Source organism: Pantoea sp. YU22, assembly GCF_003970755.1.
Classification (GTDB): Bacteria; Pseudomonadota; Gammaproteobacteria; order Enterobacterales; family Enterobacteriaceae; genus Pantoea; species Pantoea piersonii.
Window position 1 is genome coordinate 136,097 of the sequence record NZ_RYDU01000009.1, and the last position, 23,106, is coordinate 159,202.

The window sequence follows — 23,106 nt, forward strand, 5'->3', positions numbered from 1 at the left end:
TCAGGCGGTCTGGCGCGCCTGCTGGAACAGGTTGTCCCACATGCCGACCACCAGCACCTGATCGCGCGGCGACAGCTCGCCGGCGGCAATGGCGTTTTGCAGGCTGTTGGCAACCTGGGTCTGCAACGCTTCCGGCGTATGCTCGCCCGACTGTTCGATTTCCGCGACCGCGAGGGTCAGGTGACCGCGCAGATAGCCGCTGGCGAACAGCTCGTCATCGCTGGCGTGATCGACCATATCGTCAATCAGGGCCAGAATACGCGCTTCAAATTCTGCGATCATCTCAATTCCTCTTTAATAATGTCTGCACTCATCACAGATCGTCTGGCCAGGGAAACTGTGCTGACGTCAGTGCAGGCGTGCCATAAAAGTCCGCCAGAGCGGTGATAAAACGCGCGGGCCGCGCAGGAATGCCATTCTCCAGATAAGAGATAACCTGAGCATGGACCTTGCGCTGAAACGCGATGCGATCGGGTTCACAATCTCCGTCGAGATTGTCACAGCTGACATTGAACGGAAAGCCCGCCGCGACGCAGAACATCCACTCCAGCGCCTGCGGCTTGATCTCCACGGATTCAAACTGATTCTGCGTCTGAGCGTCGCGTCCGTCCGGGCAGTACCAGTAGCCGAAATCCACCAGCTTGCGCCGCGCCTCACCGGCGATACACCAGTGAGAAATTTCGTGCAGCGCGCTGGCGTAAAAGCCGTGCGCGAACACGACGCGGTTCCACGGCGAACTCTCGTCTGCCGGAAGATAGATGGGTTCGTCGTCGCCTTTAATTAGACGGGTCTGAAACTCGTCGCGAAAGCAGCTATCGAAAATCGTAATCAGTTGTTCGTAATGGTGCGTCGTGTTCATGGTGTCATCGTAAAAACGGCGTCATTATCGCGGCGCCGGGAATGAATGTATTACAGCGCGGCGATCCACGCCAGCAGCGCGCTGCCGTGAGCGTCCCACAGCAGCTTCGCGCTCATTACCGCAGAAACGATCACCACCATCGGGCGGATCAGCTTCTGTCCGCGGCTCAGGACCAGCCGCGCCCCAAGCCGCGCGCCGCAGAAGGCGCCGAGCAGCATAATAAAGCCGGTTCCCCAGATCACTTTACCGCCGAACATAAAAAACAGCAGGCTGGCGAAGTTAGAGGTGAAATTCAGAATTTTGGCATGCGCGGTGGCTTTGGCGAGGTTAAAGCCGCACAGGGTAACAAAAGCGAGCGCATAGAAAGAGCCCGCGCCAGGCCCGAAAAAGCCGTCGTAAAAGCCGACGCAACCGCCGCCAATCAGCGCATAGGGCAGTCCATAGAGGCGGCGCGCGCGATCTTCTTCGCCGAGACGCGGCATCAGCAGAAACCACAGGCCGATAGCGATCAGCAGCAGCGGCAAGACCTGACGCAGCGCATCAGCGTTAAGGTGCTGGATCAGGATGGTGCCCAGCACCGCGCCGATAAAGGTCATGGCGATATTGAGCCGCTGTTCGCTCAGTTTTACCGCGCCGCGGCGCACAAAATAGAGGCTCGCGGAGAAAGAGCCGCCCACTGACTGCAGCTTATTGGTCGCCAGCGCCTGCGCAGGAGAGAGACCGGCCGCCAGCAGCGCGGGCACGGTGAGCAGCCCGCCGCCGCCGGCGATGGAGTCAATAAAGGCCGCCAGCACGGCGACCAGAAACAGAATCCCGACGACCATCGGGCTGACGACAAACCACTCCATGGAGATCCCTTATAACAGATGTTTATCCAGCAGCGCCTGACACGCCTGCGGCAGTGGCGGCGGCTCGCGCTTCACAGGCGCGCCGCTCCCCGGTTTTTTCGGCAGGAACCAGCTCTCCAGCTCGGCGCCGCAGCCGTCGCCCGGCGGCGGCGCAGGCTGATCTTCACAGCCGATACTGTTGGCCGGGCAGCGCAGGCGCACATGCATATGCGCGCGATGAGCGAACCACGGACGCACCTTGCGCAGCCAGTCGCGGTCGGCTCCAGCGTCGGCGCAAAGCTGCTTTTTAATCGCCGGATTGACGAAGATGCGCGTAACATCGTTATCTTTCGCCGCCAGTTTGATCAGGCTGTCGATCTCCGGCTGCCAGTGACGCGCCACCACGCTTTTGTCATCCGCCGTCACCAGGTCGAGCGGCTGCGGCTTCAGCAGCTGCTGCGCGCTCCAGCGGGTTTTGGGCAACTGCAGCCAGATATCGACGTCGAGTCCGGTCTGATGGCTGGCGTGCCCGCTGCTGAAGCGCCCGCCCGCCGCCATGCCCATATCACCTATCAGCACGTTGCCGAGCTGCAGGTTGTGCGCCTGCGTGCTGAGACGCTGAATAAACAGGATAAGATCGGGATGGCCGAAGTAACGTCGCTGATCCTGGCGCATCACCTGATAGGCAGGCGCGTTCAGCGGCAGCGCCTGCGCGCCGACGATGCAGCCGTTGGCGAAGGAGCCGATAGACTGCGCGCTTCCCGGGATCGGCTGCTGAATACGCTGCCACGGCGTCGCGGCCAGCCCTGAGGCGCTGAAGATCAGCGCCGATAAGAGAATAAACAGTGATTTCATAGCGTCACCAGCGCGGTACGGTGCTGTTGACGTCGGCGTTCTGCGCACGGTGGCGCAGCAGATGATCCATCAGCACGATCGCCATCATCGCTTCGGCGATCGGCACGGCTCGGATCCCCACGCAGGGATCGTGGCGCCCTTTGGTGATCATCTCTACCTCTTCGCCGCTGCGCGTAATGGTGTTGCCCGGCACGGTGATGCTGGAGGTCGGCTTCATCGCCAGTTTGGCGCTGATGGTCTGGCCGCTGCTGATGCCGCCGAGGATGCCGCCCGCATGGTTGCTCTGGAAACCGCTGGCGCGGATCTCGTCGCGATGCTGGCTGCCGCGCTGGTTCACTACTGCAAAGCCGTCGCCGATCTCCACCCCTTTCACCGCGTTGATGCTCATCAGCGCATGCGCCAGGTCGGCGTCAAGGCGATCAAAAACCGGCTCGCCGAGGCCCGGCGGCACGTTTTCCGCCATCACCGTGACTTTGGCGCCGATAGAGTCGCCCTCTTTCTTCAGGGCGCGCATTAGCTCGTCCAGCGCCTCCAGCTTGCTGGCGTCCGGGCAGAAAAAGGGATTCTCTTCGACGATGCTCCACTCTTTCAGCTCGCACGCCACGTCGCCAATCTGCGCCAGATAGCCGCGAACCAGGATGCCATGCTTCATCTGCAGATATTTTTTGGCAATCGCGCCCGCCGCGACACGCATCGCGGTTTCACGCGCCGATGAGCGGCCGCCGCCGCGATAGTCGCGCAGGCCATACTTTTGCTCATAGGTGTAATCGGCATGGCCGGGACGAAACAGATCTTTAATCGCGCCGTAGTCCTGCGAACGCTGGTCGGTATTTTCAATCAGCAGGCCGATCGAGGTGCCGGTGGTGACACCCTCGAAAACGCCGGACAAAATTTTCACCTGATCCGGCTCGCGGCGCTGCGTGGTATAGCGCGAGGTGCCGGGACGGCGGCGGTCGAGATCGTGCTGGATATCCGCTTCGGTCAGCGGAATGCCAGGCGGCACGCCGTCAACGATGCAGCCCAGCGCGAGACCGTGTGACTCGCCAAAGGTAGTTACGCGAAAAAGTTGTCCGATGCTGTTTCCGGCCATGGTGATTCCTTGTTACGAAGCGTTCGCTCAGTCTTTATAAATAGAAAAGTGATGTTGTGCGTCGACGATCTGCTGGCGCGTCAGCATAAAGACGCCGTCGCCGCCGTTATCGAACTCCAGCCAGGTAAAGGGCACGTCGGGATACTGATCGATCATATGCACCATGCTGTTGCCTACTTCGCAGATCAGCACGCCGTTGTCGCTCAGATAGCCAGGCGCGCAGGCGAGAATGCGGCGCACCAGCTTCAGGCCGTCGCTGCCCGCCGCCAGGCCCAGCTCCGGCTCGTGGCGATATTCGTTCGGCAGATCTTCCATATCTTCCGCGTCGACATAGGGCGGGTTGGAGACGATCAGATCATATTTCAACGGCGGCAGTTCGCGGAACAGATCGGCGCGGATCGGCGTCACCTGTTGAGTCAGGCCATGCTCGTCGATATTCTGCTCGGCCACCGCCAGCGCGTCATAAGAGATATCCACCGCGTCGACTTCCGCTTCCGGGAAGGCGTAAGCGCAGGCGATAGCGATACAGCCGCTGCCGGTACACATATCGAGGATATGACGCGGCGCTTCGGAGATTAATCCGGCAAAGCGGTTTTCAATCAGCTCGCCGATGGGCGAGCGCGGTACCAGCACGCGTTCATCGACAAAAAACTCGTGGCCGCAAAACCAGGCTTTATTGGTGAGATAGGCCACGGGAATACGTTCGTTGACGCGGCGGATCACGCGCTCAACGATACGATGACGCTCGCTGGCGGTAAGGCGCGCGCTGCGCATATCTTCCGGAATATCCAGCGGCAGCCAGAGCGTGGGCAGGACCAGTTGCACCGCTTCGTCCCAGGGATTGTCGGTGCCGTGACCGTACCAGATCCCGGCGGCGGAAAAACGGCTGACCGCCCAGCGCAACATATCCTGAATGGTGTGCAGTTCGTTGACTGCCTCATCGACGAAAATTTTGTCCACGTAGCCCTCCGCAGGCCCAATTGCTAAATCGGCCGATAGTGTGCCATGAAGCCGGGGAGAATTCAGCGCAGCAAGGTGAAAAAGCTGACAATTAGCGGATCGGGCGGTAAGGTAACGCCATTCGCTGTTTTCCAGCCTTATCAGACAAGATTCGCCTGAAATGAGTAAAAAAAACCCTCTGAATGACGACGACAAAGCGTTGTTTCGCCAGCTAATGAGCGGCACGCGCAAAATAAAGCAGGACACCGTGGTGCATAAACCCGCGGTGAAAAGCCGCGAGCTGCCGCTAAAACGATTAATTTCCGAACAGGTGGATAACAGCCACTACTTTTCCGACGAGTTTCAGCCGTTGCTGGCAACCGAAGGCGCGACGCGCTATGTACGCGCCGACGTCAGTCATTACGAGCTGAAAAAGCTGCGGCGCGGCGACTATACGCCGGAAATTTTTCTCGACTTGCACGGCTTAACGCAGCAGCAGGCCAAACAGGAGCTGGGCGCGCTGATCGCCGCCTGTCGGCGCGAACATCTGTTCTGCGCCAGCGTCATGACCGGCCACGGCAAACATATACTCAAGCAGCAGACGCCGCTCTGGCTGGCACAGCACCCTTACGTCATGGCCTTTCATCAGGCGCCGAAAATGTTTGGCGGCGACGCGGCATTGCTGGTGCTGATTGAGGTTGAGGAGTGGCAACCGCCCGAGCTGCCTTAAGAAGGGATGGGCCGTCTCGCGGCCCGCGGGCATTATATGGCTTTCGCCAGTTTAGAGGGGCTGACCTGCCACAACAGCTTGCCTTCGCAGCTGGCGGGATCGAAATCCACGCAGGCGATGGCGGAAGTGGCGAACATCGGCGGCGCTTCCTGCGGGCAGAGTTCCGACACCAGATAGCCGACCAGCGGCAGGTGCGAGATCACGATGGCCGACTTCACCCCTTCATTCCCCAGCGCCTGCAGATAGCAGGCCACCAGGCCGGGATCGCCGCCGGGCGTCAGTTCCGGCAAAATATCCTGCCCCTCCGGCAGATTTAACGCTTCGCGTACCGTCGCCAGCGTCTGCTGAGCACGAAGATAGGGACTGACCAGCACACGTTCTACGTCCACCGTCTGGCTGTTAAGCCAGCTCGCCATCTGGCGTGATTCATCACAGCCGCAATGGGTAAGAGGTCGCACCGAATCACTGGCGGCTTCAAGAGCAGCATCGCCGTGACGCATGATAAAAACTTGCATAAAGCACCGCTGTTGTTTGTCGATATCGCCCGGCGCGGAGGCGCCTGACTCTTCATTCTGCGAATGAACGCTGTGTTGTACCCCAATGACTTGAGTATAGTCAACCGGTTGTTTATTAAATAAGCGCTTCTCAGATTGGCGCCGCGCCGCCTGCTTCGGCGGCGCTTTTCTAACCCGCTGAATCGGTACGGTTATTCCATTCAGTCAGGAAATGTAAAATTTCCTTTCCTGCTGTTCCATCTGCAGCAGCCCCTCGCAGGGGGCGAAGCGGTCGCCATACTGACCCATTAACGCGCGTAAGGTTTGTACAATATTCGCCGCTCCACGCCGGTCCATATAGCGGAACGGGCCGCCGAGAAAAGGCGGAAAGCCGATGCCGAATACCGCGCCGACGTCGCCGTCGCGCGCGCTGCGGATAACCCCTTCATCCAGGCAACGCGCCGCCTCGTTAAGCATCATCATCATGCAGCGCTCGGCGATCTGCTGTTCACTCTGTTTCGCCGCAGGCTGCAGCCCCAGCAGCTGATAGAGCGAGGGATCGGGCTTTTTGCCGCGCTGCCTGCCGCCATACAGATAGAAGCCTTTACCGTTTTTCCGCCCTTTGCGATCGTCCTTCAGCACCGCTTCAAACGCGGCGGGCGCGGCGAAGCGTTCGCCATACGCCTGATGCAGAACCGGCGTGATCTTACTGCCGACGTCAATGCCTACCTCGTCCAGCAGCTGAATCGGGCCGATGGGGAAACCCGCTTTTACCAGCGCGCGATCGATATGCTCAATGGGCTCGCCTTCCAGCAGACAGCGCATCGCTTCATTTATGTAGGGCGCGAGGATGCGGTTTACATAGAATCCGGCGCGATCCGCCACGACGATGGGTGTTTTACCCTGCTTTTTCGCCAGCGCAACGGTGGTGGCCAGCGTCTGCTGCGAGGTGCCGCTGTGCGGGATCACCTCCACCAGCACCATTTTTTCCACCGGACTAAAATAGTGCAACCCGATAACGTTTTCCGGCCGCTGCGCCTGCGCGGCGATATCCGCAATGGGCAGCGACGAGGTATTAGAGGCGAAAATGGTATGCGGCGCGCAGTGCGTTTCTACCTCGCGCACCATCTGCTGTTTGAGCGGCAGATCTTCGAATACCGCTTCAATCACCAGATCGCGCTGCGCAAAGCCCTGATAATCGATACCGCCAGTGATGCGCGCCATCTGCTGCTGGCGCTGCGCCGCGCTGATATGCCGCCATTTTACCTTTTCGCTCAGTCCATCCCAGCTGGCTTTCAGCGCATGGTTGACGCCCTGCAGGTTGATATCCTTGATGCGTACCGGCAGACCGGCATTAATCGCCGTTACGCTGGCGATACCGCCGCCCATCAGGCCGCCGCCCAGCACGCCGATCTCTCTTAGCGCGCGCGGTTCGGCATCCGCCCCCCGCTCTTTTTTCATCGCCGTGCTGGCGAAGAACAGGCTGCGCAGCGCCGCGGATTCCGGCGTCATCGCCAGTTCGCCGAACGCGCGCGCCTCAGCCCGGTGTCCCGCCTCGCTGCCCTGCTCAATGCCGGTGCGCACCACGTCGATAATGCGCTGCGCAGCCGGATAGTTGCCGTGCGTTTTACGGGCGGTTTCGCGCTGCGCCAGCGCGAAGAACGCATGGCGCGCCAGCGGCGCCTGCATGACGCGGTCACGCAGCGGCAGTTCGCGGGCGGTATGCCTGCCCTTCAGCACACGCGCCACCGCCGTTTCCAGCAGGATGGCCTGAGGCACGGCATCATCCACCAGCCCCAGTCTGCGCGCCTGTTTTGCCCGCAGGGTTTTGCCGGTCAGCATCAGCGGCAGCGCCTGTTGCAGCCCCACCAGCCGCGGCAGACGCTGCGTGCCGCCCGATCCGGGCAGCAGCCCCAGCTGCACTTCCGGCAGGCCGAGCCGGGTTTTATCGTCCAGCGTACAGATACGCGCATCGCAGGCGAGCGCCAGCTCCAGCCCGCCGCCCAGGCAAGCGCCGTGAATCGCCGCCACCACCGGAAACGGCAGCGCCGCGATCGCCGCCATCGCCTCCTGTCCCTGGCGCGCCAGGGCCTCAGCCTCCTGCGCGCTGCGGCAGTCGGCGATCATGCTGATATCGGCACCGGCGATAAAGTTATCCGGCTTGCCGGAGATGAGCACCAGGCCGGCCAGTTGCGTATTGCGCCGCGCCTCGTCAATTACCGCCGCCAGCTGCTGCGCAAAAGCCGCGCGCAGCGTATTCATTTTTTCGCCCGGGACGTCGATAACGATGACGCCGACCTGATCCTGCCGCATCTGTAAAGAGAAAGCGCTCTGCTCCATTATTCCGCCTCCAGAACCATTGCCGCGCCTAAGCCGCCTGCGGCGCAGGCGGTAACCAGCCCCAGCCCGCCGCCGCGCCGCCGCAGTTCATGCAGTGTTTGGGTGATCATGCGCGCGCCGGTGGCGGCGAAAGGATGGCCGTAGGCGATTGAGCCGCCGAGAACGTTAAAACGCTCTTCATTGACCTCGCCCAGCGCGTGCGGCCGGTTGAGTTTTTCGCGCGCGAAGCGTTCGTCGCTAAAACAGCGCAGATTGCAAAGCGTCTGAGCGGCGAAGGCTTCATGCATATCGATCAGCGTTAAATCGCCAAGCGCGACGCCAGCGCGATCCAGCGCCAGCGGCGAGGCGTAGGCGGGACCGAGCAGCATGTCCTGCTGGACGTCAGTGGCGGTAAAAGCGTAGCTGCGCAGGTAGCCCAGCGGCGAGAGACCCAGTTCGCGCGCGCGTCCTTCGCTCATCAGCACTACCGCTGCCGCGCCGTCGGTAAGCGGCGTACTGTTGGCCGCCGTAACGCTGCCGTGCTGGCGGTCAAATGCCGGACGTAGTCGCGTATAGTCTTCGATTTTCGCCGCCATGCGCACGTTATTGTCCTGCTCAATCGGCGCTTTCCACGGCGGCGCGAAGGCGGGCATCACCTCCTGCTGCAGTACGCCGGACTGCCAGGCGCTGGCGGCGCGCTGGTGCGACCGTAGCGCCAGCGCGTCCTGCGCGGCGCGGGTAATGCCGTGCGTTTTCGCCATCTGCTCCGCCGTATCACCCATGCGCAAACCGGTGGAGTACTCGGCGACGGCAGGCGGCACCGGCAGCAGATCGCGCGGCCGCAGCCGACGCAGGATCTGCATCTTCTGGCCGACGCTGCGCGCTTTGCTGAGGTCGAGCAGCGCACGCGCCAGGGTTTTGCTGACGCCGATCGGCAGTACCGATGAGGAGTCCGCGCCGCCTGCAATACCCGCTCTGATAGTGCCCGCCATCAGGCTTTCCGCCAAGTTGGCGACCGCCTGAAAGCTGGTGGCACAGGCGCGACTGACGCTGTAGGCGTCGGTGTGCACGCTCAGCCCGCTACTGAGAACAATCTCCCGCGCGATATTGGGCGCTTCCGGCATCTGGATAACCTGCCCGAATACCATCTGTTCTATTACCTCGACCGGCAGTTCGCTGCGCGCCATCAGTTCGCTTACTACCATCCGGCCGAGCTCCACGGCGGGAATGCCATGAAAACCTGTTGCCTGGCGCAGGAACGGCGTGCGAAGTCCATGAGTGATGGCGATACGATCGCCCGCACGCGTCAGCAACGGCTGCGCTTTGCTCATCTTTTTCACCTGTGAAAGTTGACCGGGCATCATCGCCCTGAGAGGTCTGACCTGATCCACAGTGTTAACGACAAGCGGGCGTGCCGCCAATCAGGAAAGAAAAAAAGTGCGAGGGGAAACACGAAAATGAAAAACGCCGTTTAGCAACGGCGTTCAGAGGCTTAGCGCAGGCCCAGCTGAAAAATCAGAGTTTCGGCCTGGCAGGCGAAGGTGAAACTGATATCAAGCTGCACGCCGTTGTCGCGCTCATCGAAGCGGGCGTCGATCTGGCAGGGGTCGGATTCAACCTGCCGCGCTTTTTTCGTCAGGCTCGCCAGTTTCGCTTCGGCTTCGCTACGCTGCGCGAACCATTCTGACCAGGTGGCGGTACAGTCGCTGTTATCCATCACGGTGCCGACATCCACGCAACAGCAGGCGGCAGTTTCATTAGCGCTGCATTTATTCATGGTATTGGTCATTGTTTTCTCCTGGGAATAAACCGGTTAGCGATCTGGATTAACGGCCGAAATTTTACGCCTCCCGCTAAAAATGCGCCATGAGAGTCTCGCTAAGTGACGAATATCACAATAAAATTTGATCCAAAACAAATTAGAGTCGCTATGCTGCTCTTAGTCCCGCCCGTTTTGTTAAGCAGATCGAAATTTTGCAGATCAATTCAGAAATATTTTAAAAACAATATTGCAACATCTACACAGGTCAGACCTATACTTGCCGCACTGGTCTGATTTGTCAGCTTCTGGTCAGTCCCTACAATCCGCCGACCCTTGTTACGCCATGTAACAATTACAGTTAATAATAATTCATATGAGGTTGTGGTCATGAGCCATAAAAACCTGTTCGCAAAGTCAGCCGTGGCGGCTGCAGTGGCGCTTGTCTCTTCACACGTATACGCAGCGGGCTTTCAGCTTAACGAATTCTCCTCTGCTGGGCTGGGTCGTGCCTATTCCGGCGAAGGCGCGATGGGCGACACTGCCGCATCGGCCAGCCGCAACCCGGCGACGATGGCGCTGATGGATCGCCCGATGTTTTCCATCGGCGCGGTTTTTATCGATCCTGATGTCGATATTACCGGCAACAGTCCGACCGGCCGCAGCCTCAACGCCAGCAATATCGCGCCGACGCAGTGGATCCCCAATCTTCACTATGTGCAGCCGATTAACGATCAGTAGTGGGTCGGCGCATCCGCAACCTCAAACTATGGTCTGGCGACGGAATTCAGCGATGACTATACGGCGGGCGGTTACGGCGGCAAAACCGACCTGATGACCGCCAACTTTAATCTCAGCACCGCTTACCGTCTTAACGAGCATTTCAGCTTCGGCGTCGGTTTTGACGCCGTTTATGCGCGCGCCAAGATTGAGCGCTACGCGGGCGAGGCGGGCACGGCGCTGGGCTTCCCTGCCGATACTCAGGTCGCTCATCTGAAGGGCGACGAGTGGGGCTACGGCTGGAACGCAGGCATTCTGTATGAAGTGGATAAAAACAACCGCTTCGGCTTTACCTATCGTTCGGAAGTTAAAGTCGATTTCGACGGCGACTATAAAAGCAGCCTGCCCACCGCCGTTAACCGCATCAATCAGGCGGCCAACTTAGGGCTGCCTTACGCCACCGGCGGCTCGACCATTCCGGGCGCGCTGACGCTAAACCTGCCTGAAATGTGGGAAGTGTCCGGCTGGCATAAAGTGGCGCCACAGTGGGCGGTACACTACAGCCTGGCCTACACCAGCTGGAGCCAGTTCCAGGAGCTGAAAGCCACCGGCTCAAGCGGTCAGACGCTGTTCTATAAAGATGAGAGCTTTAAGGACGCCTACCGCATCGCGCTGGGCACCACCTATTACTATGACGATAACTGGACCTTCCGCACCGGTATTGCTTTTGATGACAGCCCGGTTCCGGCAGACAAGCGTTCTATCTCTATTCCGGACCAGGATCGTCTCTGGCTGAGTGCGGGCGCCTCTTATGCCTTTACACAGGATGCCTCAGTGGATGTGGGCGTCTCTTATATGCATGGCCAGCACGTCACGGTGGAAGAAGGTCCTTATACCTTTAACTCTGTAGGTAAAGCCTGGCTGTACGGCGCGAACTTCAACTATAAGTTCTGATAGCTGAAGTGAGTGAAAATGGCGACCTCTGGGTCGCCATTTTTTTGCGTGCATCGAACGTAAAACGCGAGTGGCATGGGCAGAAGAGCAAAGCGTCCCGCGCCAGGGAAGGCGCGGGCCGAGCTGGCATGGATGCCGCTTTTTGCGTCTTTGCGATCGGCCCATGCCACTCGCGTCGGCTCCCAGCCTGAACAAAAATGGCGACCCTGAGGTCGCCATTGCATCTGTTGCCGCCGTTACTGCGCGTCGATATCTTTTAAATCGTCCTGAATCGCGCTGGCGTTCGGGTTCTCTTCCGGCTTCAGTCGACCGCCGTTCGCCAGGAAATCATGACGCTGGAAATAGGCGTTGCGAATAAAGGCGTAGGGATCCGACTGCTGCTTCAGCAGCGCATCGGAGTCGAGCAGCTGCGCGCGCGTCTCCACCCCTTCCAGCGTCCACTTAGCGATAGACATCGGCCAGGTCAGCCAGCCGAGCACCGGATAGAGCGTATCCACATAGTCGCCGCCATCTTCGCGAATGGTGAAGCTGCCGTAGGCTGGCAGCTCGACGTAAGGTCCATAGCCGACGCCGTAGTGGCCGAGCGTGCTGCCGAAACGGTGCGGCACTTCACGCGCCAGCTCCGGGTTCGCCTTGCCCGCGACATCGATAAAACCGCCCAGACCCAGTATGGAGTTCAGGAAGAAGCGGGTGAAGTGAATGCCCGCCTGGCGCGGCTCGCCTACCAGAATCGAGTTCACCATACTGGCCGGCTCTTCCAGGTTGCCGAGGAAATTGCTTAAACCGGTACGCGCCGGTACCGGCACGTAATCGCGCCACGCCACCGCGACAGGGCGCAGCACATATGGATCCAGCACGTTGTAGTTAAAGTTAAACATCGTGCGGTTAAAGCCTTCAAGCGGATCGCTGCGCTGCGCAGGCGCCTCGCTGTCCGGCTTTGAGCTGGCGCATCCAGCCAGCATGACACTGGCCAGGACCAGGCTGGTCAGGCGGTAAGCCATTGTTATCTCCCTGTGCGGTTTAATGATGTATCGCTTCAGGGCTGCTGTTGATTAATCTCCACAGCCATGTGCTGATGACCGTCCCAGGGCGTTAACGCGCTCAGACCAAACCAGTCGCCCGATTGCGGACTGGCGCTGCCGTCGCGGGAGATACGCACCCGAACCTGTACCTGATGCTGCGCCGAAAGCAGGCGCTCCGGCATCATGGCGTTGCTGTCATCCAGCGTAAGCGATAACGGAAAGTGGCTCAGCGGCAAGCGCTTAACGGCCACGGGCACCGGTGAAACACCGTCAGAAACAGAAATATACATTACTCCGCCCGGCGGTAACATTTTTTCTGCCTCCGGCGTCAACGTCACCGTCAGCGCCAGCTGCGTATTCTGCTGGCCCGCGTCGGTTTTTGCTTGTTCAATGCTGCGCTCGATCATCGCGCGGCGTTGATCCTCTGCCGGGATCTGTTTCAGCATAGCCTGCCACGCGCTGATAGCCTGGTCATACTGCTGCTGTTCATAGGCGTTAAAAGCCAGCAGGCCGAGCGTACGCAGATTATTGCCGTCATCTTTCAGCATATCGCGCAGCATCAGGCCAGCCTGGCGGTTATCCTGCGGATCGCTGGAGCGCGTCAGTACTTCAGCATAGTCCTGTTTCAGCGTAAGGTTGTTGGGCGCGAGCTGCAGCGCATGCTCAAACGCCTGGCTGGCGCTGGCGGCGTTGTTCAGCACCATGCCGAGACGTCCCAGCATGGTCCAGTCGTTAAGGTTATCCGGCTGCGACTGCAGCGCGGTGCGCAGGCCGAGCTGCAGACGCGCCAGCTCCTCCATGGTCAGCGGTTTCGCCTGCGGATCCATCACCCGCGCACGCAGCGCCGGATAATCCTGCTGCACCTGCATCCAGCCAGCAACCTGCGCCAGCCCGCCGCCTTTCAGATACATGCCAAGCGACACGGCGATAAGCACCACGACGCCGGGCAGCAGCGCCAGACGGCTGCTGGCGCGCGACGGCGCGGCCCCCTGCTGCGGAATATCGGTCAGCAGCGTCTGCTGCAGTTCGCTGACCATCGTGGCGCGCTCGCCGATAACGCCCTGCGCCTCATCCTCTTCCAGCTCGCGCAGGCGCTGATGATAAAAATCGGTATTAAGGCGATCGCGATCGGCCTCGCTCGACTGACGCTGACGCCATCCGGCGCCGAGAAACAGGGCGCTGGCGGCCGCCAGCAGAATAATAATGCTTAGCCACAAAGCGGTCATTTCAGCTTCCCGTCGCGTTTAAGTATCGCCGCAAGGCGCTGTTGATCGGTATCGTCCAGCTCGCTGCGCGTTTTACGCTGGCGGCTGCGCAGGATAATAGTCAGGCCGCCCAGCAGCGCGAACAGCGCCGGGCCGACCCAGAGGATCAGCGTCGACGACGTTACCGGCGGCTCATAGGTAACGAAATTGCCGTAGCGCGCCACCATATAGTCGATAATCTGCTGGCGGCTCTGGCCCTGCTTCATCAGCTCATAGACCTTGAGGCGCATATCCGCTGCGATCATCGCGTTCGAGTCGGCGATGCTGTTGTTCTGGCATTTCGGGCAGCGCAGCGAGCCGGTCAAATCGCGATACTGCTCTTCCTGCGCCACGGAGTCGAACTGGTAAGTATCGATCGCCGCCCACAGGCTGAAGCTAAACAGCAGACCGCAGAGAGTAAGAAGAACGCGTTTCATACGCCCTCCTTGCTGTATTTCCGCCACAGCGGCAGCACTTCCTGCTGCCAGACGCGCGCGTTCAGGTCGCCCGCGTGGCGATAGCGGATAATGCCGTTGCCGTCGATCAGAAAGGTTTCCGGCGCGCCATAAACGCCGAGATCCAGCCCCAGCATGCCGTCGCCATCATAAAGGCTGAGCGCGTAAGGATTACCCAGCGAGTTAAGCCAGGTGACCGCTTTAGTGCGATCGTCTTTATAGTTCAGCCCTACCACGCGGATGCCCTGCTCCGCCAGCGTGTTCAGATACTGATGCTCCGCGCGACAGGTCGGGCACCATGTCGCCCAGACGTTCAGCAAGATCGGTTTGCCGTCGTTCAGGATCTTCTGGTCGTAGATCTTGCCGGGCCGATCGAGCGCTTCCAGCTTAAACAGCGGCACCGGCTTGCCGATCAGCGCCGATTCAAGACGCGTCGGATCGTCACCGCTGGCGTTACGCGACAGCTGCCAGAGCAGCGCCGCCGCCAGCAGTAAAAAGAGAATCAGCGGAATAAAGAGGATTTTTTTGTTCATGCCCGTTCCTCCCGCGCAGCTTTTTTCCGCGAGCGGTAACGCGGATCGAGCAGACAGAGCAGGCCGCCGACCGCCATAAACACGCCGCCGAACCAGATCCAGCGCACAAAGGGTTTGTAGTAGATACGCACCGCCCAGGAGCCGTTATCCAGCTCTTCGCCCAGCGCAGCGTAGAGATCGCGGGTAAAGCCGCCGTCGATCGCCGCTTCGGTCATCATGGTGCGCGCAGCGGTGTAGAAGCGTTTTTCGGCGTGCAGCACCGCTTCAGGCTTACCGTTGCGGCTGACGTCGATAATGCCAACGCCGCCGCTGTAGTTCGGGCCCTGCAGGTTATGCACGTCGCGGAACACAAAGTGATAGCTGTGAATATCGACGCTGTCGCCCGCTTTCATGCGCACGTCACGCTCGACGCTGTACTGCGTGCTGAAGGCGATGCCGATCACCGTCACGCCGACGCCGAGATGGCCCAGCACCATGCCCCAGTGGCTGCGCGACAGATGACGCAGGCCGCGCAACAAGGAGTGACGATGGGTGGCGCGCTCGTGCAGCTCCATCAGCGTCAGCACAATAATCCACACCGACATCAGCAGCCCAACCACCGTCATCGCCTCGATGCGATCCTGCAGCAGCCAGGGGAGCAGAATCGAACAGGCCAGGGTCACTGCCAGCGCCAGCGCCAGCCGACGCCATAGCTTCTGCGGCTCGTCACGACGCCAGCGCACCAGCGGCCCGATGCCGAGCATCAGCGCGAACGGCGCCATCAGCCAGCTGAACATGGTGTTAAAGAAAGGTTCGCCCACGGAGATGCTGCCGAGGCCGAGCTGCTTGTGCACCAGCGGCAGCAGCGTCCCGAGCAGCACCACCAGCATGGTGGCGATCAGCAGCACGTTGTTGCCGAGCAGAAAAGATTCACGCGACCAGGTTTCGTTCTGCACCCGACTGCGCACCTGTCCGCCCTTAATGGCGTAGAGCAACAGCGAGCTGCCGATAACGATCACCAGGAAAGCGAGGATAAACATGCCGCGCGCCGGGTCGGAAGCGAAGGAGTGCACCGACACCAGCACGCCGGAGCGCACCAGAAAGGTACCGAGCAGGCTAAGGGAAAAGGCGGTGATCGCCAGCAGCACTGTCCAGGCCTTAAAGGTGCCGCGTTTTTCCGTGACCGCCAGCGAGTGCATCAGCGCGGTGCCCGCCAGCCACGGCATAAAGGAGGCGTTCTCAACCGGGTCCCAGAACCACCAGCCGCCCCAGCCGAGCTCATAATAGGCCCATGCCGATCCCAGCACGATGCCGATGGTGAGAAACACCCAGGCCGCGGTGGTCCAGGGCCGCGACCAGCGCGCCCAGGCGGTATCCAGCCGTCCCGCCATCAGCGAGGCGATGGCGAAGGCGAAGGCGACCGAGAAGCCGACATAGCCCATGTAGAGCAGCGGCGGATGGAAGATCAGGCCGATATCCTGCAGCATCGGGTTGAGATCGCGCCCGTCGATGGGAAAGTCCGGCAGCGTGCGGGTAAAGGGGTTCGAGGTAAGGATAATAAACAGCAGAAAGCCGAGATTGATCATCCCCATAACCGCCAGCACGCGCGCCAGCGCATCCTGCGGCATGCCGCGGCTGAAAATCGCTACCGCCAGCGTCCAGGTGCTGAGCAGCAGCACCCACAACAGCAGCGAACCTTCATGCGCGCCCCAGGTCGCGGCGATGCGGTAATAGACCGGCAGCAGCGTATTAGAGTTGGCGGCGACATAGGCGACGGTAAAGTCGTTGACCACAAAGGCGTGCACCAGCACCAGGAAAGCGGCAGCGATACAAAGAAACAGCCCGCTCGCCAGCGGACGCGCCAGCCCCATCAGGCGGCCATCCTGACGTAGCGCGCCCCACAGCGGATAGACGCTTAACAGCAGCGCGATGCCCATCGCCAGGCAGAGCAGAAAACTTCCAATCTCAGGCATCATGACTGCGTTCTCGCCTGTTCCGCCAGCGCCTGCGGGCTCTTGTGGTTTTTCTTCATCGCATCCTCGATTTCCGGCGGCGTATATTTCTCGTCATGCTTCGCCAGCACCTCTTTGGCGTTGATCAGATTGCCCTCTTCCAGCACGCCCTGGGCGACGACGCCCTGCCCTTCGCGGAACAGGTCCGGCAGAATGCCTTCGAAGCTGACGCTCACCACACCGTTGGCGTCGTAAAGCTTAAAGGAGACCGCAAGCGTATTCGGGTCGCGCTTCACGCTGCCCGGCATCACCATGCCGCCGACGCGCAGGCGCTGCCCCGCCTCCGGCTTCTGATGATCTTCCCCTTTGCCGTAAAGAATTTCACTTGGGGTGTAGAACAGGTCGATATTGGAACGCAGCGCATACATGACCAGCGACGTGGCGAGGCCCAGCCCCACCAGTATCGCGATGACAACGTACAGGCGCTGACGACGACGGGTATTCACATTGGATCTCCTGCCGCTTCACCGGCGGCCTGTTTCATTTTCGCCGAACGGATGCGGCGCTCCCTGGACTGACGCTGGCGGATCTCGGCCAGCAAGCGGCGACGCTGCAGCAGCGTATGCAGCAGCAGCGCGCCAAGCGAAATAAGCGTGCAGATCACCGCCAGCCAGACGTAAAAGGCGTAGCCGCCCATCGCAAAAAAAGCAGAAAGGGAAGAGAAAGCGGGCGTCATGCTTTACGACCTCCGTTAGCGATCTCCGCGACCCAGGGGCGGTGACGTTCGGTGTAGAGAATGAGATTGCGCAGGCGCATCAGCGTCAGCGTGATGAACAGCAGCAGATAGCCGAGGATTGCCCAGCGCAGCGGCGTGCGCATGCTCGGCGCGATCGCCTGCTGCAGAATGCCCGACGATCCCTGATGCAGGGTATTCCACCACTGCACCGAGAAGTGAATAATCGGCAGATTGATAACGCCGACCAGGATCAGAATTCCTGCGGCGCGTCCCGCCGTGCGGCGATCGTCAAACGACTGATAGAGCGCCATCACGCCCATATAAAGGAAGAGCAACACCAGCTCCGACGTAAGGCGCGCGTCCCAGATCCACCAGGTGCCCCACATCGGCTTGCCCCAGGCGGAACCGGTGATAAGCGCGATAAAGGTAAAGACCGCGCCGACCGGTGCCATCGCGGTCGACACCAGGTCGGCCATCTTCATCTGCCACACCAGCCCGGTAAAGGCGGCGACCGCCATCGCTGCGTAAACGCCCATCGACCACATTGCCGCCGGAACGTGAATATACATAATACGGAAGCTATCGCCCTGCTGGTAATCAGCCGGCGCGAAACCGAAGCCCCACACCCAGCCAAGCAGCAGCGTCGCCGCGCTCGCCACGGCAAACCAGGGAATTAAACGTCCGCAGAGCTGATAAAGCCGCTCCGGCCTCGCCAGCTGATGTAACCATTTCCACATGTTGCATTGCTCACAGGTTAAAAAATTAGCATTCCCGACATGTCTGATGCATGTGCGGTTCAGTGCAGCGCGATACGCAGCGCGGCGGCGGTGGCGAACGGCGCCAGCGTCGCGCTGGCTGCCAGCATTGCGCCGAGGATCGCCAGATAACCGCCGATCGGTAAGCCCTGCCCCGCCGCGTCGATCGCCGCGCTGGCGAAAATCAGCACCGGCACCGCCAGCGGCAGGACCAGCAGGCTCAGCAGCACGCCGCCGCGCCGCAGCCCAACCGTCAGCGCGACGCCTATCGCGCCGAGAAAGCTGAAGGTCGGCGTGCCAAGCAACAGCGTCAGCGCCATCGCCAGCCAGCTGTTGAAATCGAGCGACAGCAGCAGCGCCGCCAGCGGCGACAGCAGGATCAGCGGCAGCCCCGTCACCAGCCAGTGGGCGATCACTTTACCCAGCACGGTGACCGGCAGCGGCGTCGGCAACAGCAACAGCTGCTCCAGCGAGCCGTCGAGAAAATCATCGCGAAACAGCCGCTCCAGCGCCAGCAGTGATGAGAGCAAGGCGGCAACCCAGACCACACCTGGCGCGATGCGCGCCAGCTGCTGCGGCTCCGGCCCGATACCGAGCGGAAACAGCGTTATCACAATCAGAAAGAACCAGAGCGGGTTAACCACCTCCGCACCGCTGCGAAAGGCGATGCGCAACTCGCGCTGAATAACGCGCAGGGTCATCAGATTAGCTCCGCGCCAGTAAGCCGTATTTTACGCACCCGCGCATGGCTTTTTGGCAGATCCTGATGCGTGGTGAGAATAACCGCTCCGCCCTTATCGGCATGTTGCGTAAAACGCCTCATTAATTTTTCCACACCCTCTTTATCTATCGCCGTCAGCGGTTCATCCAGAATCCAGAGCGCGGCGTCGCTGAGCCAGAGCCGGGCCAGCGCCACACGCCGCTGCTGTCCCGCCGAAAGTTGCGCCACCGGCACCTCTTCGTAGCCCAGCAGATCGACACACTCAAGGGCGTCAAATATCTGCGATTCGGCGCGGTCCGGATGATAAAAACGCAGATTTTCCAGCGGCGATAGTACCGCTTTTACGCCCGGCTGATGACCAAGAAAAAGCAGGCTTTGATGCCACTGTTCGCGCTGTTGCCGTACAGGCTGGTTTTGCCAGCGCACTTCGCCCTCTTCCGGCCGACTCAGTCCGGCCAGCAGGCGCAGCAGCGAGGTTTTTCCCGCGCCGTTCGGCCCTTCGACCTGCACGATATCGCCTGCCGCCACTTCGAACGACAAACCCTGAAACAGGATGCGTTCATCGCGAACGCAAGAGAGATTAATGACTTCGAACATGCAGGAGGTGTCGCGCCTGGTAAAAAGAGGCCGGGATAATAGCACAAGGTTGTTATGGTCCGAAGCCCATGCCGTGCGGCGTGGCGCGCCAGGCTTGATGGTTACGCCTCTTCCGCTGCGAATATGCTTAAAAAACGAACAGCGTTAAAACTTTGTAACGCTTCATCGGAAAGCCAGTTACATTTCGACCCCGCCAAAACAGACTACGCTTATTGCGCGCAGCAATAATAACAAGGAGTAAACATGAAACCTTCCCCATCTGTTCACCAGGATGAAAACGATGTCGACAGCGAAGAGAAAGAACAAGGCACTGAAATCGAGGTAAATGAAGACGCCCTGCCCTCGCGCGCGGCGGCGATACATGAAGAGATCCGCCAGGATGGTGAAAAGGAGCTGGAGCGTGACGGCATGGCGCTGCTCTGGTCAGCGATTGCCGCTGGCCTGTCGATGGGTGCCTCGCTGATGGCGAAAGGGATTTTCCACGTGCATCTCGACGGCCTGCCCGGCGCTTTTCTGCTGGAAAACCTCGGCTACACCTTTGGCTTCGTCATTGTCATTATGGCGCGCCAGCAGCTCTTTACCGAAAACACGGTGACAGCGGTGCTGCCGGTGATGCACAAACCGACGCTGGGCAATATTGGCCTGCTGCTGCGGCTGTGGGCGCTGGTGCTGCTGGGCAACCTGATCGGCACTGCACTCGCCTCGCTCGCCTTTGCGGAGATGCCGATTTTTGACGACGCCACGCGCCACGCGTTTAGCACCATCAGCCTGAAGGTGATGGAAAATACGCCCGGCGAGATGTTTGCCAATGCGGTGATCTCCGGCTGGATTATCGCGACGATGGTCTGGATGATGCCGCAGGCGGGCGCCACCAAGCTTATCGTGATCGTAATGATGACCTGGCTGGTGGGGTTGGGCGATCTGGCGCATATCGTGGTGGGTTCGGTGGAGGTTCTTTATCTGGTCTTTACCGGGCAGGTTAGCTGGCAGGCATTTATCTGGCCGTTCGCGCTGCCGACGCTGCTCGGCAACCTTACCGGCGGCACGCTGATTTTCGCGCTGATTAGCCATGCGCAAATCCGTAACGATATGAGCGAGGCGGCGAAAGAAGAAGCAAAATCGAAGCAGCGTGAAGCGAAGCAGCAGGAAGAGCAGCGCTAAGCTGTTGAGGAAATGAGCAAACGCGCCGCAGTTGGGTTATTCTTGCGGCGCATTTACGCTATACTGCGCGCCGCCGTCCCCTTAGTTAAATGGATATAACGAGCCCCTCCTAAGGGCTAGTTGCAGGTTCGATTCCTGCAGGGGACGCCATTTAGTAGTTCGCTCCCATCCGAAGCAGTTCGCCAACCCCCCGTCAAACCTGACTTTGTCAATAACAACCGTTCGTCTCAGTTCGTCATCGTCCGTTGACAGCCTGACTTTTGTCTGGGTAAATTCTGGGTAAACGTATTTTACCCACCGGATTTTTACCCAATGCTCACAATTAAGCAGATTGACGCAGCAAAGCCTAAGGATAAGCCGTACAGGATTGCAGACGGCAACGGGCTCTATCTCTATATCCCGGCGTCAGGCAAGAAAGTCTGGCAGCTCCGGTATCAGTTCGAAGGGAAAGAAAAAATACACACGGTGGGCAAGTATCCGGAGATCGGACCTGCCGATGCCAGGAACATGGCTTTTGAGGTAAAGCGTGATTTGGCGATTGGGCTTAACCCGGCGACAAAGAAACGCCAGCAAGAAAAGGCGCCTGACACTTTTTCCTCTATATATGAGGAGTGGTACAAGCACAAACGTCCTGTCTGGTCAGAGGGGTATGCAGTGGAGCTTCAGCGAATGTTCGAAGCCGACATACTTCCTTATATAGGCAAGATGGCGATGGATGAGATTGAACCGATGACACTTTTAAAGGTGCTCAGAAGGTTCGAAGATCGCGGGGCAATGGAGCGGGCTAACAAGGCGCGTCGCCGCTGCGGTGAGGTTTTCCGGTATGCGGTTGTTACCGGTCGGGCAAAATACAATCCTGCGCCAGATTTGGCTGATGCTATGCGAGGCTACAGGAAACAGAACTTCCCTTTCCTTCCGGCTGACCAGATACCGGCCTTTAACCAGGCACTGGCCGGTTACTCTGGAAGCATCATTTCAAAGGTTGCGACACAGGTTCTGCAATACACCGCCATGCGTACGAAGGAACTCCGGAGCATGCAATGGGTAAACGTCGATTTTGAGAACAGGGTTATCAATATTGACGCTGAGATGATGAAAAAGAAGCGCACTCATGTAGTGCCCATGTCTCAACAGGTTTATGACTTACTTCAGATGTTGAAGCCAGTAACGTCCGTGTCACCATACGTCTTCGCCGGCAGAAACGATAAAAGTAAGTCGATAAGCGAGAACGCCGTATTGCTTGTCATTCGTCAGATTGGATATGAAGGCCTGGCAAGCGGTCACGGCTTCCGGCATCAGTTCAGCACAATCCTCAACGAGCATGGCTGGTCATCAGATGCTATCGAGCGACAACTGGCGCACGTAGACAAAAACAATATTCGCGGCGTCTACAATCATGCGCAGTACATGGATACGAGACGCGAGATGATGCAATGGTGGGCTGACTACATAGACGGAAAGGTTAGCTGAGGATTAGCAATCATTGGCTCTGCGGCTGTGAGATTACTCTATATTAGAAGCGGGACCTTATAATCTTCTCCGCAAAATCATAACATTCGTTCGCACACAGCAGCACAAACAACCATAAAGTTACACACCTTCATGATTGCCCGCTTTAAGCGGGCTTTTTCATGCCTGCGGCCTGTTGGACATTTATACTGTACTGCCCCGGGTGACACTCAGCATCCCATTCATATCGTCGGCCGGTCCGGTTCTTCATCGTCGAGAATCGTCGCCGTCACTTTACCCAGCACGATGATCCTCTCCATCACATCGCCTTCCAGCGTTTCACCGTCTGGCGTAATCAGCCCGGAAGAAAACAAAATCCCTATCATCGGATAGCCATCGTACTGAAACGCCACTTCGTCACCAGGCTTCACTCGCTCCGCGCTGTCCACGATGACAAAGCCATCTTGCGTTTCGATACGGAAGCTGCTCGATGTGAAAGGCGTGTAGTCCGCTTTTACCTGGTTTAGGTCGTACGGCTCAAATGGGCCGGTCACATCACATACCCCATGTTGCGCAGCGCCCACGTTTTGTTTTCCTTCACAGCGTCTATCTCAAAAAAATTCGACTGGTAGCGCAGGATATACTCGTTGCACTGCTCCATCGTCCAGATGTGGTTGTACTTTGCCAGTGCCAGGCGGAAATCGTTCGTTGTCACCATTCGTCTACTGCGACTGTCCAGCTTGATAGCGTCCCGAAATGCCCAGCCTACTTCGTACCCGCGCGCCATAAATTTCCCCTTTTAAAATTACTGTATATAAACACAGTAATATCGAGAGGTTTTTTTGGCAAGCCGCTGCGTTTGGGACTTTTGTAAGGAGCATGATACGAAAGGGATTTTTCCGGAAGGTATCGGCGTGAGCGGCTAAACTGTAGTCACTCACCCCGCAGTCTGCTCA

Annotated in this window: 25 protein-coding genes, 1 tRNA gene and 1 pseudogene; 5 read left to right on the forward strand and 22 right to left on the reverse strand. The window is 59.2% G+C overall.

Going from position 1 to position 23,106, the window contains the following annotated elements:
- Genes EKL29_RS14345 through prmB form a run of 6 tightly spaced genes read right to left on the reverse strand, consistent with a single transcriptional unit; the run spans position 1 to position 4,591 of the window.
- A complete protein-coding gene (locus EKL29_RS14345) occupies positions 1–282 on the reverse strand; it encodes a YfcL family protein (protein WP_120453021.1) in 282 nt (93 codons plus the stop codon).
- 31 nt (positions 283–313) lie between these two features.
- Positions 314–859, reverse strand: a complete 546-nt coding sequence (locus EKL29_RS14350; protein ID WP_126690023.1) for an elongation factor P hydroxylase — start codon at positions 857–859, stop codon at positions 314–316.
- A 50-nt stretch (positions 860–909) separates the two neighbouring features.
- Positions 910–1,707, reverse strand: coding sequence for a sulfite exporter TauE/SafE family protein (locus tag EKL29_RS14355; RefSeq protein WP_126690024.1), 798 nt, complete (start codon positions 1,705–1,707; stop codon positions 910–912).
- Between the two features lie 9 nt (positions 1,708–1,716).
- Positions 1,717–2,541 (reverse strand): penicillin-insensitive murein endopeptidase, encoded by an 825-nt coding sequence (gene mepA / locus EKL29_RS14360; RefSeq protein ID WP_126690025.1) that lies wholly within the window; start codon positions 2,539–2,541, stop codon positions 1,717–1,719.
- 4 nt (positions 2,542–2,545) lie between these two features.
- The gene (gene aroC, locus EKL29_RS14365) at positions 2,546–3,631 is read right to left on the reverse strand and encodes a chorismate synthase (protein WP_126690026.1); all 1,086 of its coding nucleotides are present in this window, start codon (positions 3,629–3,631) and stop codon (positions 2,546–2,548) included.
- A gap of 27 nt (positions 3,632–3,658) precedes the next feature.
- Entirely contained in the window at positions 3,659–4,591 is a 933-nt protein-coding gene (gene prmB / locus EKL29_RS14370; protein ID WP_120453011.1) for a 50S ribosomal protein L3 N(5)-glutamine methyltransferase, read from the reverse strand.
- Between the two features lie 160 nt (positions 4,592–4,751).
- Here prmB and smrB point away from each other — a divergent pair, with 160 nt between their 5' ends.
- Positions 4,752–5,300: an endonuclease SmrB gene (gene smrB, locus EKL29_RS14375; protein WP_081140321.1), complete on the forward strand. Its 549-nt coding sequence runs from the start codon at positions 4,752–4,754 to the stop codon at positions 5,298–5,300.
- 32 nt (positions 5,301–5,332) lie between these two features.
- Here smrB and sixA read toward each other — a convergent pair whose 3' ends face one another.
- From sixA to EKL29_RS14395, 4 genes are all read right to left on the reverse strand, one after another.
- On the reverse strand, positions 5,333–5,815 hold the full coding sequence (sixA, locus tag EKL29_RS14380) for a phosphohistidine phosphatase SixA (RefSeq protein ID WP_120453009.1): 483 nt from the start codon (positions 5,813–5,815) through the stop codon (positions 5,333–5,335).
- A 204-nt stretch (positions 5,816–6,019) separates the two neighbouring features.
- Complete coding sequence (fadJ, locus tag EKL29_RS14385) at positions 6,020–8,134, reverse strand: fatty acid oxidation complex subunit alpha FadJ (protein WP_126690027.1); 2,115 nt, start codon at positions 8,132–8,134, stop codon at positions 6,020–6,022.
- The gene (fadI, locus tag EKL29_RS14390; RefSeq protein ID WP_126690028.1) at positions 8,134–9,444 is read right to left on the reverse strand and encodes an acetyl-CoA C-acyltransferase FadI; all 1,311 of its coding nucleotides are present in this window, start codon (positions 9,442–9,444) and stop codon (positions 8,134–8,136) included. Before fadI ends, fadJ begins: the two co-directional genes overlap by 1 nt.
- Positions 9,445–9,605: 161 nt before the next feature.
- Positions 9,606–9,902 (reverse strand): YfcZ/YiiS family protein, encoded by a 297-nt coding sequence (locus EKL29_RS14395; RefSeq protein WP_120453004.1) that lies wholly within the window; start codon positions 9,900–9,902, stop codon positions 9,606–9,608.
- A gap of 360 nt (positions 9,903–10,262) precedes the next feature.
- On the opposite strand from EKL29_RS14395, the pseudogene fadL reads away from it, so the two are divergent.
- Positions 10,263–11,546, forward strand: a pseudogene (gene fadL / locus EKL29_RS14400) (long-chain fatty acid transporter FadL).
- A 236-nt stretch (positions 11,547–11,782) separates the two neighbouring features.
- On the opposite strand, the gene mlaA reads toward fadL, so the two are convergent.
- The 10 genes from mlaA to ccmA are packed head-to-tail and all read right to left on the reverse strand — an operon-like array spanning position 11,783 to position 19,540.
- The gene (gene mlaA / locus EKL29_RS14405) at positions 11,783–12,547 is read right to left on the reverse strand and encodes a phospholipid-binding lipoprotein MlaA (protein ID WP_120453000.1); all 765 of its coding nucleotides are present in this window, start codon (positions 12,545–12,547) and stop codon (positions 11,783–11,785) included.
- Between the two features lie 35 nt (positions 12,548–12,582).
- Complete coding sequence (gene ccmI / locus EKL29_RS14410; RefSeq protein WP_126690029.1) at positions 12,583–13,794, reverse strand: c-type cytochrome biogenesis protein CcmI; 1,212 nt, start codon at positions 13,792–13,794, stop codon at positions 12,583–12,585.
- Complete coding sequence (locus tag EKL29_RS14415; protein ID WP_126690030.1) at positions 13,791–14,249, reverse strand: cytochrome c-type biogenesis protein; 459 nt, start codon at positions 14,247–14,249, stop codon at positions 13,791–13,793. The genes ccmI and EKL29_RS14415 overlap by 4 nt, the downstream gene beginning before the upstream one ends.
- On the reverse strand, positions 14,246–14,800 hold the full coding sequence (locus tag EKL29_RS14420; RefSeq protein WP_120452994.1) for a DsbE family thiol:disulfide interchange protein: 555 nt from the start codon (positions 14,798–14,800) through the stop codon (positions 14,246–14,248). The genes EKL29_RS14415 and EKL29_RS14420 overlap by 4 nt, the downstream gene beginning before the upstream one ends.
- Positions 14,797–16,755 carry a heme lyase CcmF/NrfE family subunit gene (locus EKL29_RS14425; RefSeq protein WP_126690031.1) on the reverse strand — a complete coding sequence of 653 codons (1,959 nt, stop codon included), beginning with the start codon at positions 16,753–16,755 and terminating at the stop codon, positions 14,797–14,799. Before EKL29_RS14425 ends, EKL29_RS14420 begins: the two co-directional genes overlap by 4 nt.
- Positions 16,752–17,237 (reverse strand): cytochrome c maturation protein CcmE, encoded by a 486-nt coding sequence (gene ccmE / locus EKL29_RS14430; protein WP_120452990.1) that lies wholly within the window; start codon positions 17,235–17,237, stop codon positions 16,752–16,754. Before ccmE ends, EKL29_RS14425 begins: the two co-directional genes overlap by 4 nt.
- Positions 17,234–17,467: a heme exporter protein CcmD gene (gene ccmD / locus EKL29_RS14435; protein ID WP_120452988.1), complete on the reverse strand. Its 234-nt coding sequence runs from the start codon at positions 17,465–17,467 to the stop codon at positions 17,234–17,236. The genes ccmE and ccmD overlap by 4 nt, the downstream gene beginning before the upstream one ends.
- Positions 17,464–18,204, reverse strand: a complete 741-nt coding sequence (locus EKL29_RS14440; RefSeq protein ID WP_126690032.1) for a heme ABC transporter permease — start codon at positions 18,202–18,204, stop codon at positions 17,464–17,466. Before EKL29_RS14440 ends, ccmD begins: the two co-directional genes overlap by 4 nt.
- A gap of 59 nt (positions 18,205–18,263) precedes the next feature.
- Positions 18,264–18,923, reverse strand: a complete 660-nt coding sequence (ccmB, locus tag EKL29_RS14445; RefSeq protein ID WP_120452984.1) for a heme exporter protein CcmB — start codon at positions 18,921–18,923, stop codon at positions 18,264–18,266.
- Positions 18,923–19,540 carry a cytochrome c biogenesis heme-transporting ATPase CcmA gene (gene ccmA, locus EKL29_RS14450; RefSeq protein WP_126690033.1) on the reverse strand — a complete coding sequence of 206 codons (618 nt, stop codon included), beginning with the start codon at positions 19,538–19,540 and terminating at the stop codon, positions 18,923–18,925. Before ccmA ends, ccmB begins: the two co-directional genes overlap by 1 nt.
- 243 nt (positions 19,541–19,783) lie before the next feature.
- Here ccmA and EKL29_RS14455 point away from each other — a divergent pair, with 243 nt between their 5' ends.
- The 3 genes from EKL29_RS14455 (at position 19,784) to EKL29_RS14465 (ending at position 22,171) form a co-directional block, all read left to right on the forward strand.
- Entirely contained in the window at positions 19,784–20,701 is a 918-nt protein-coding gene (locus EKL29_RS14455; protein ID WP_120452980.1) for a formate/nitrite transporter family protein, read from the forward strand.
- A gap of 75 nt (positions 20,702–20,776) precedes the next feature.
- A tRNA-Arg gene (locus EKL29_RS14460) sits at positions 20,777–20,851 on the forward strand.
- A 162-nt stretch (positions 20,852–21,013) separates the two neighbouring features.
- A complete protein-coding gene (locus EKL29_RS14465) occupies positions 21,014–22,171 on the forward strand; it encodes a tyrosine-type recombinase/integrase (protein ID WP_126690034.1) in 1,158 nt (385 codons plus the stop codon).
- A gap of 221 nt (positions 22,172–22,392) precedes the next feature.
- Here the strand turns inward: EKL29_RS14465 and EKL29_RS14470 are convergent, their stop codons facing one another.
- Positions 22,393–22,734: a phage repressor protein gene (locus tag EKL29_RS14470; protein ID WP_158618936.1), complete on the reverse strand. Its 342-nt coding sequence runs from the start codon at positions 22,732–22,734 to the stop codon at positions 22,393–22,395.
- Entirely contained in the window at positions 22,701–22,937 is a 237-nt protein-coding gene (locus tag EKL29_RS14475) for a hypothetical protein (protein ID WP_126690036.1), read from the reverse strand. Before EKL29_RS14475 ends, EKL29_RS14470 begins: the two co-directional genes overlap by 34 nt.
- Positions 22,938–23,106: the final 169 nt, after the last annotated feature.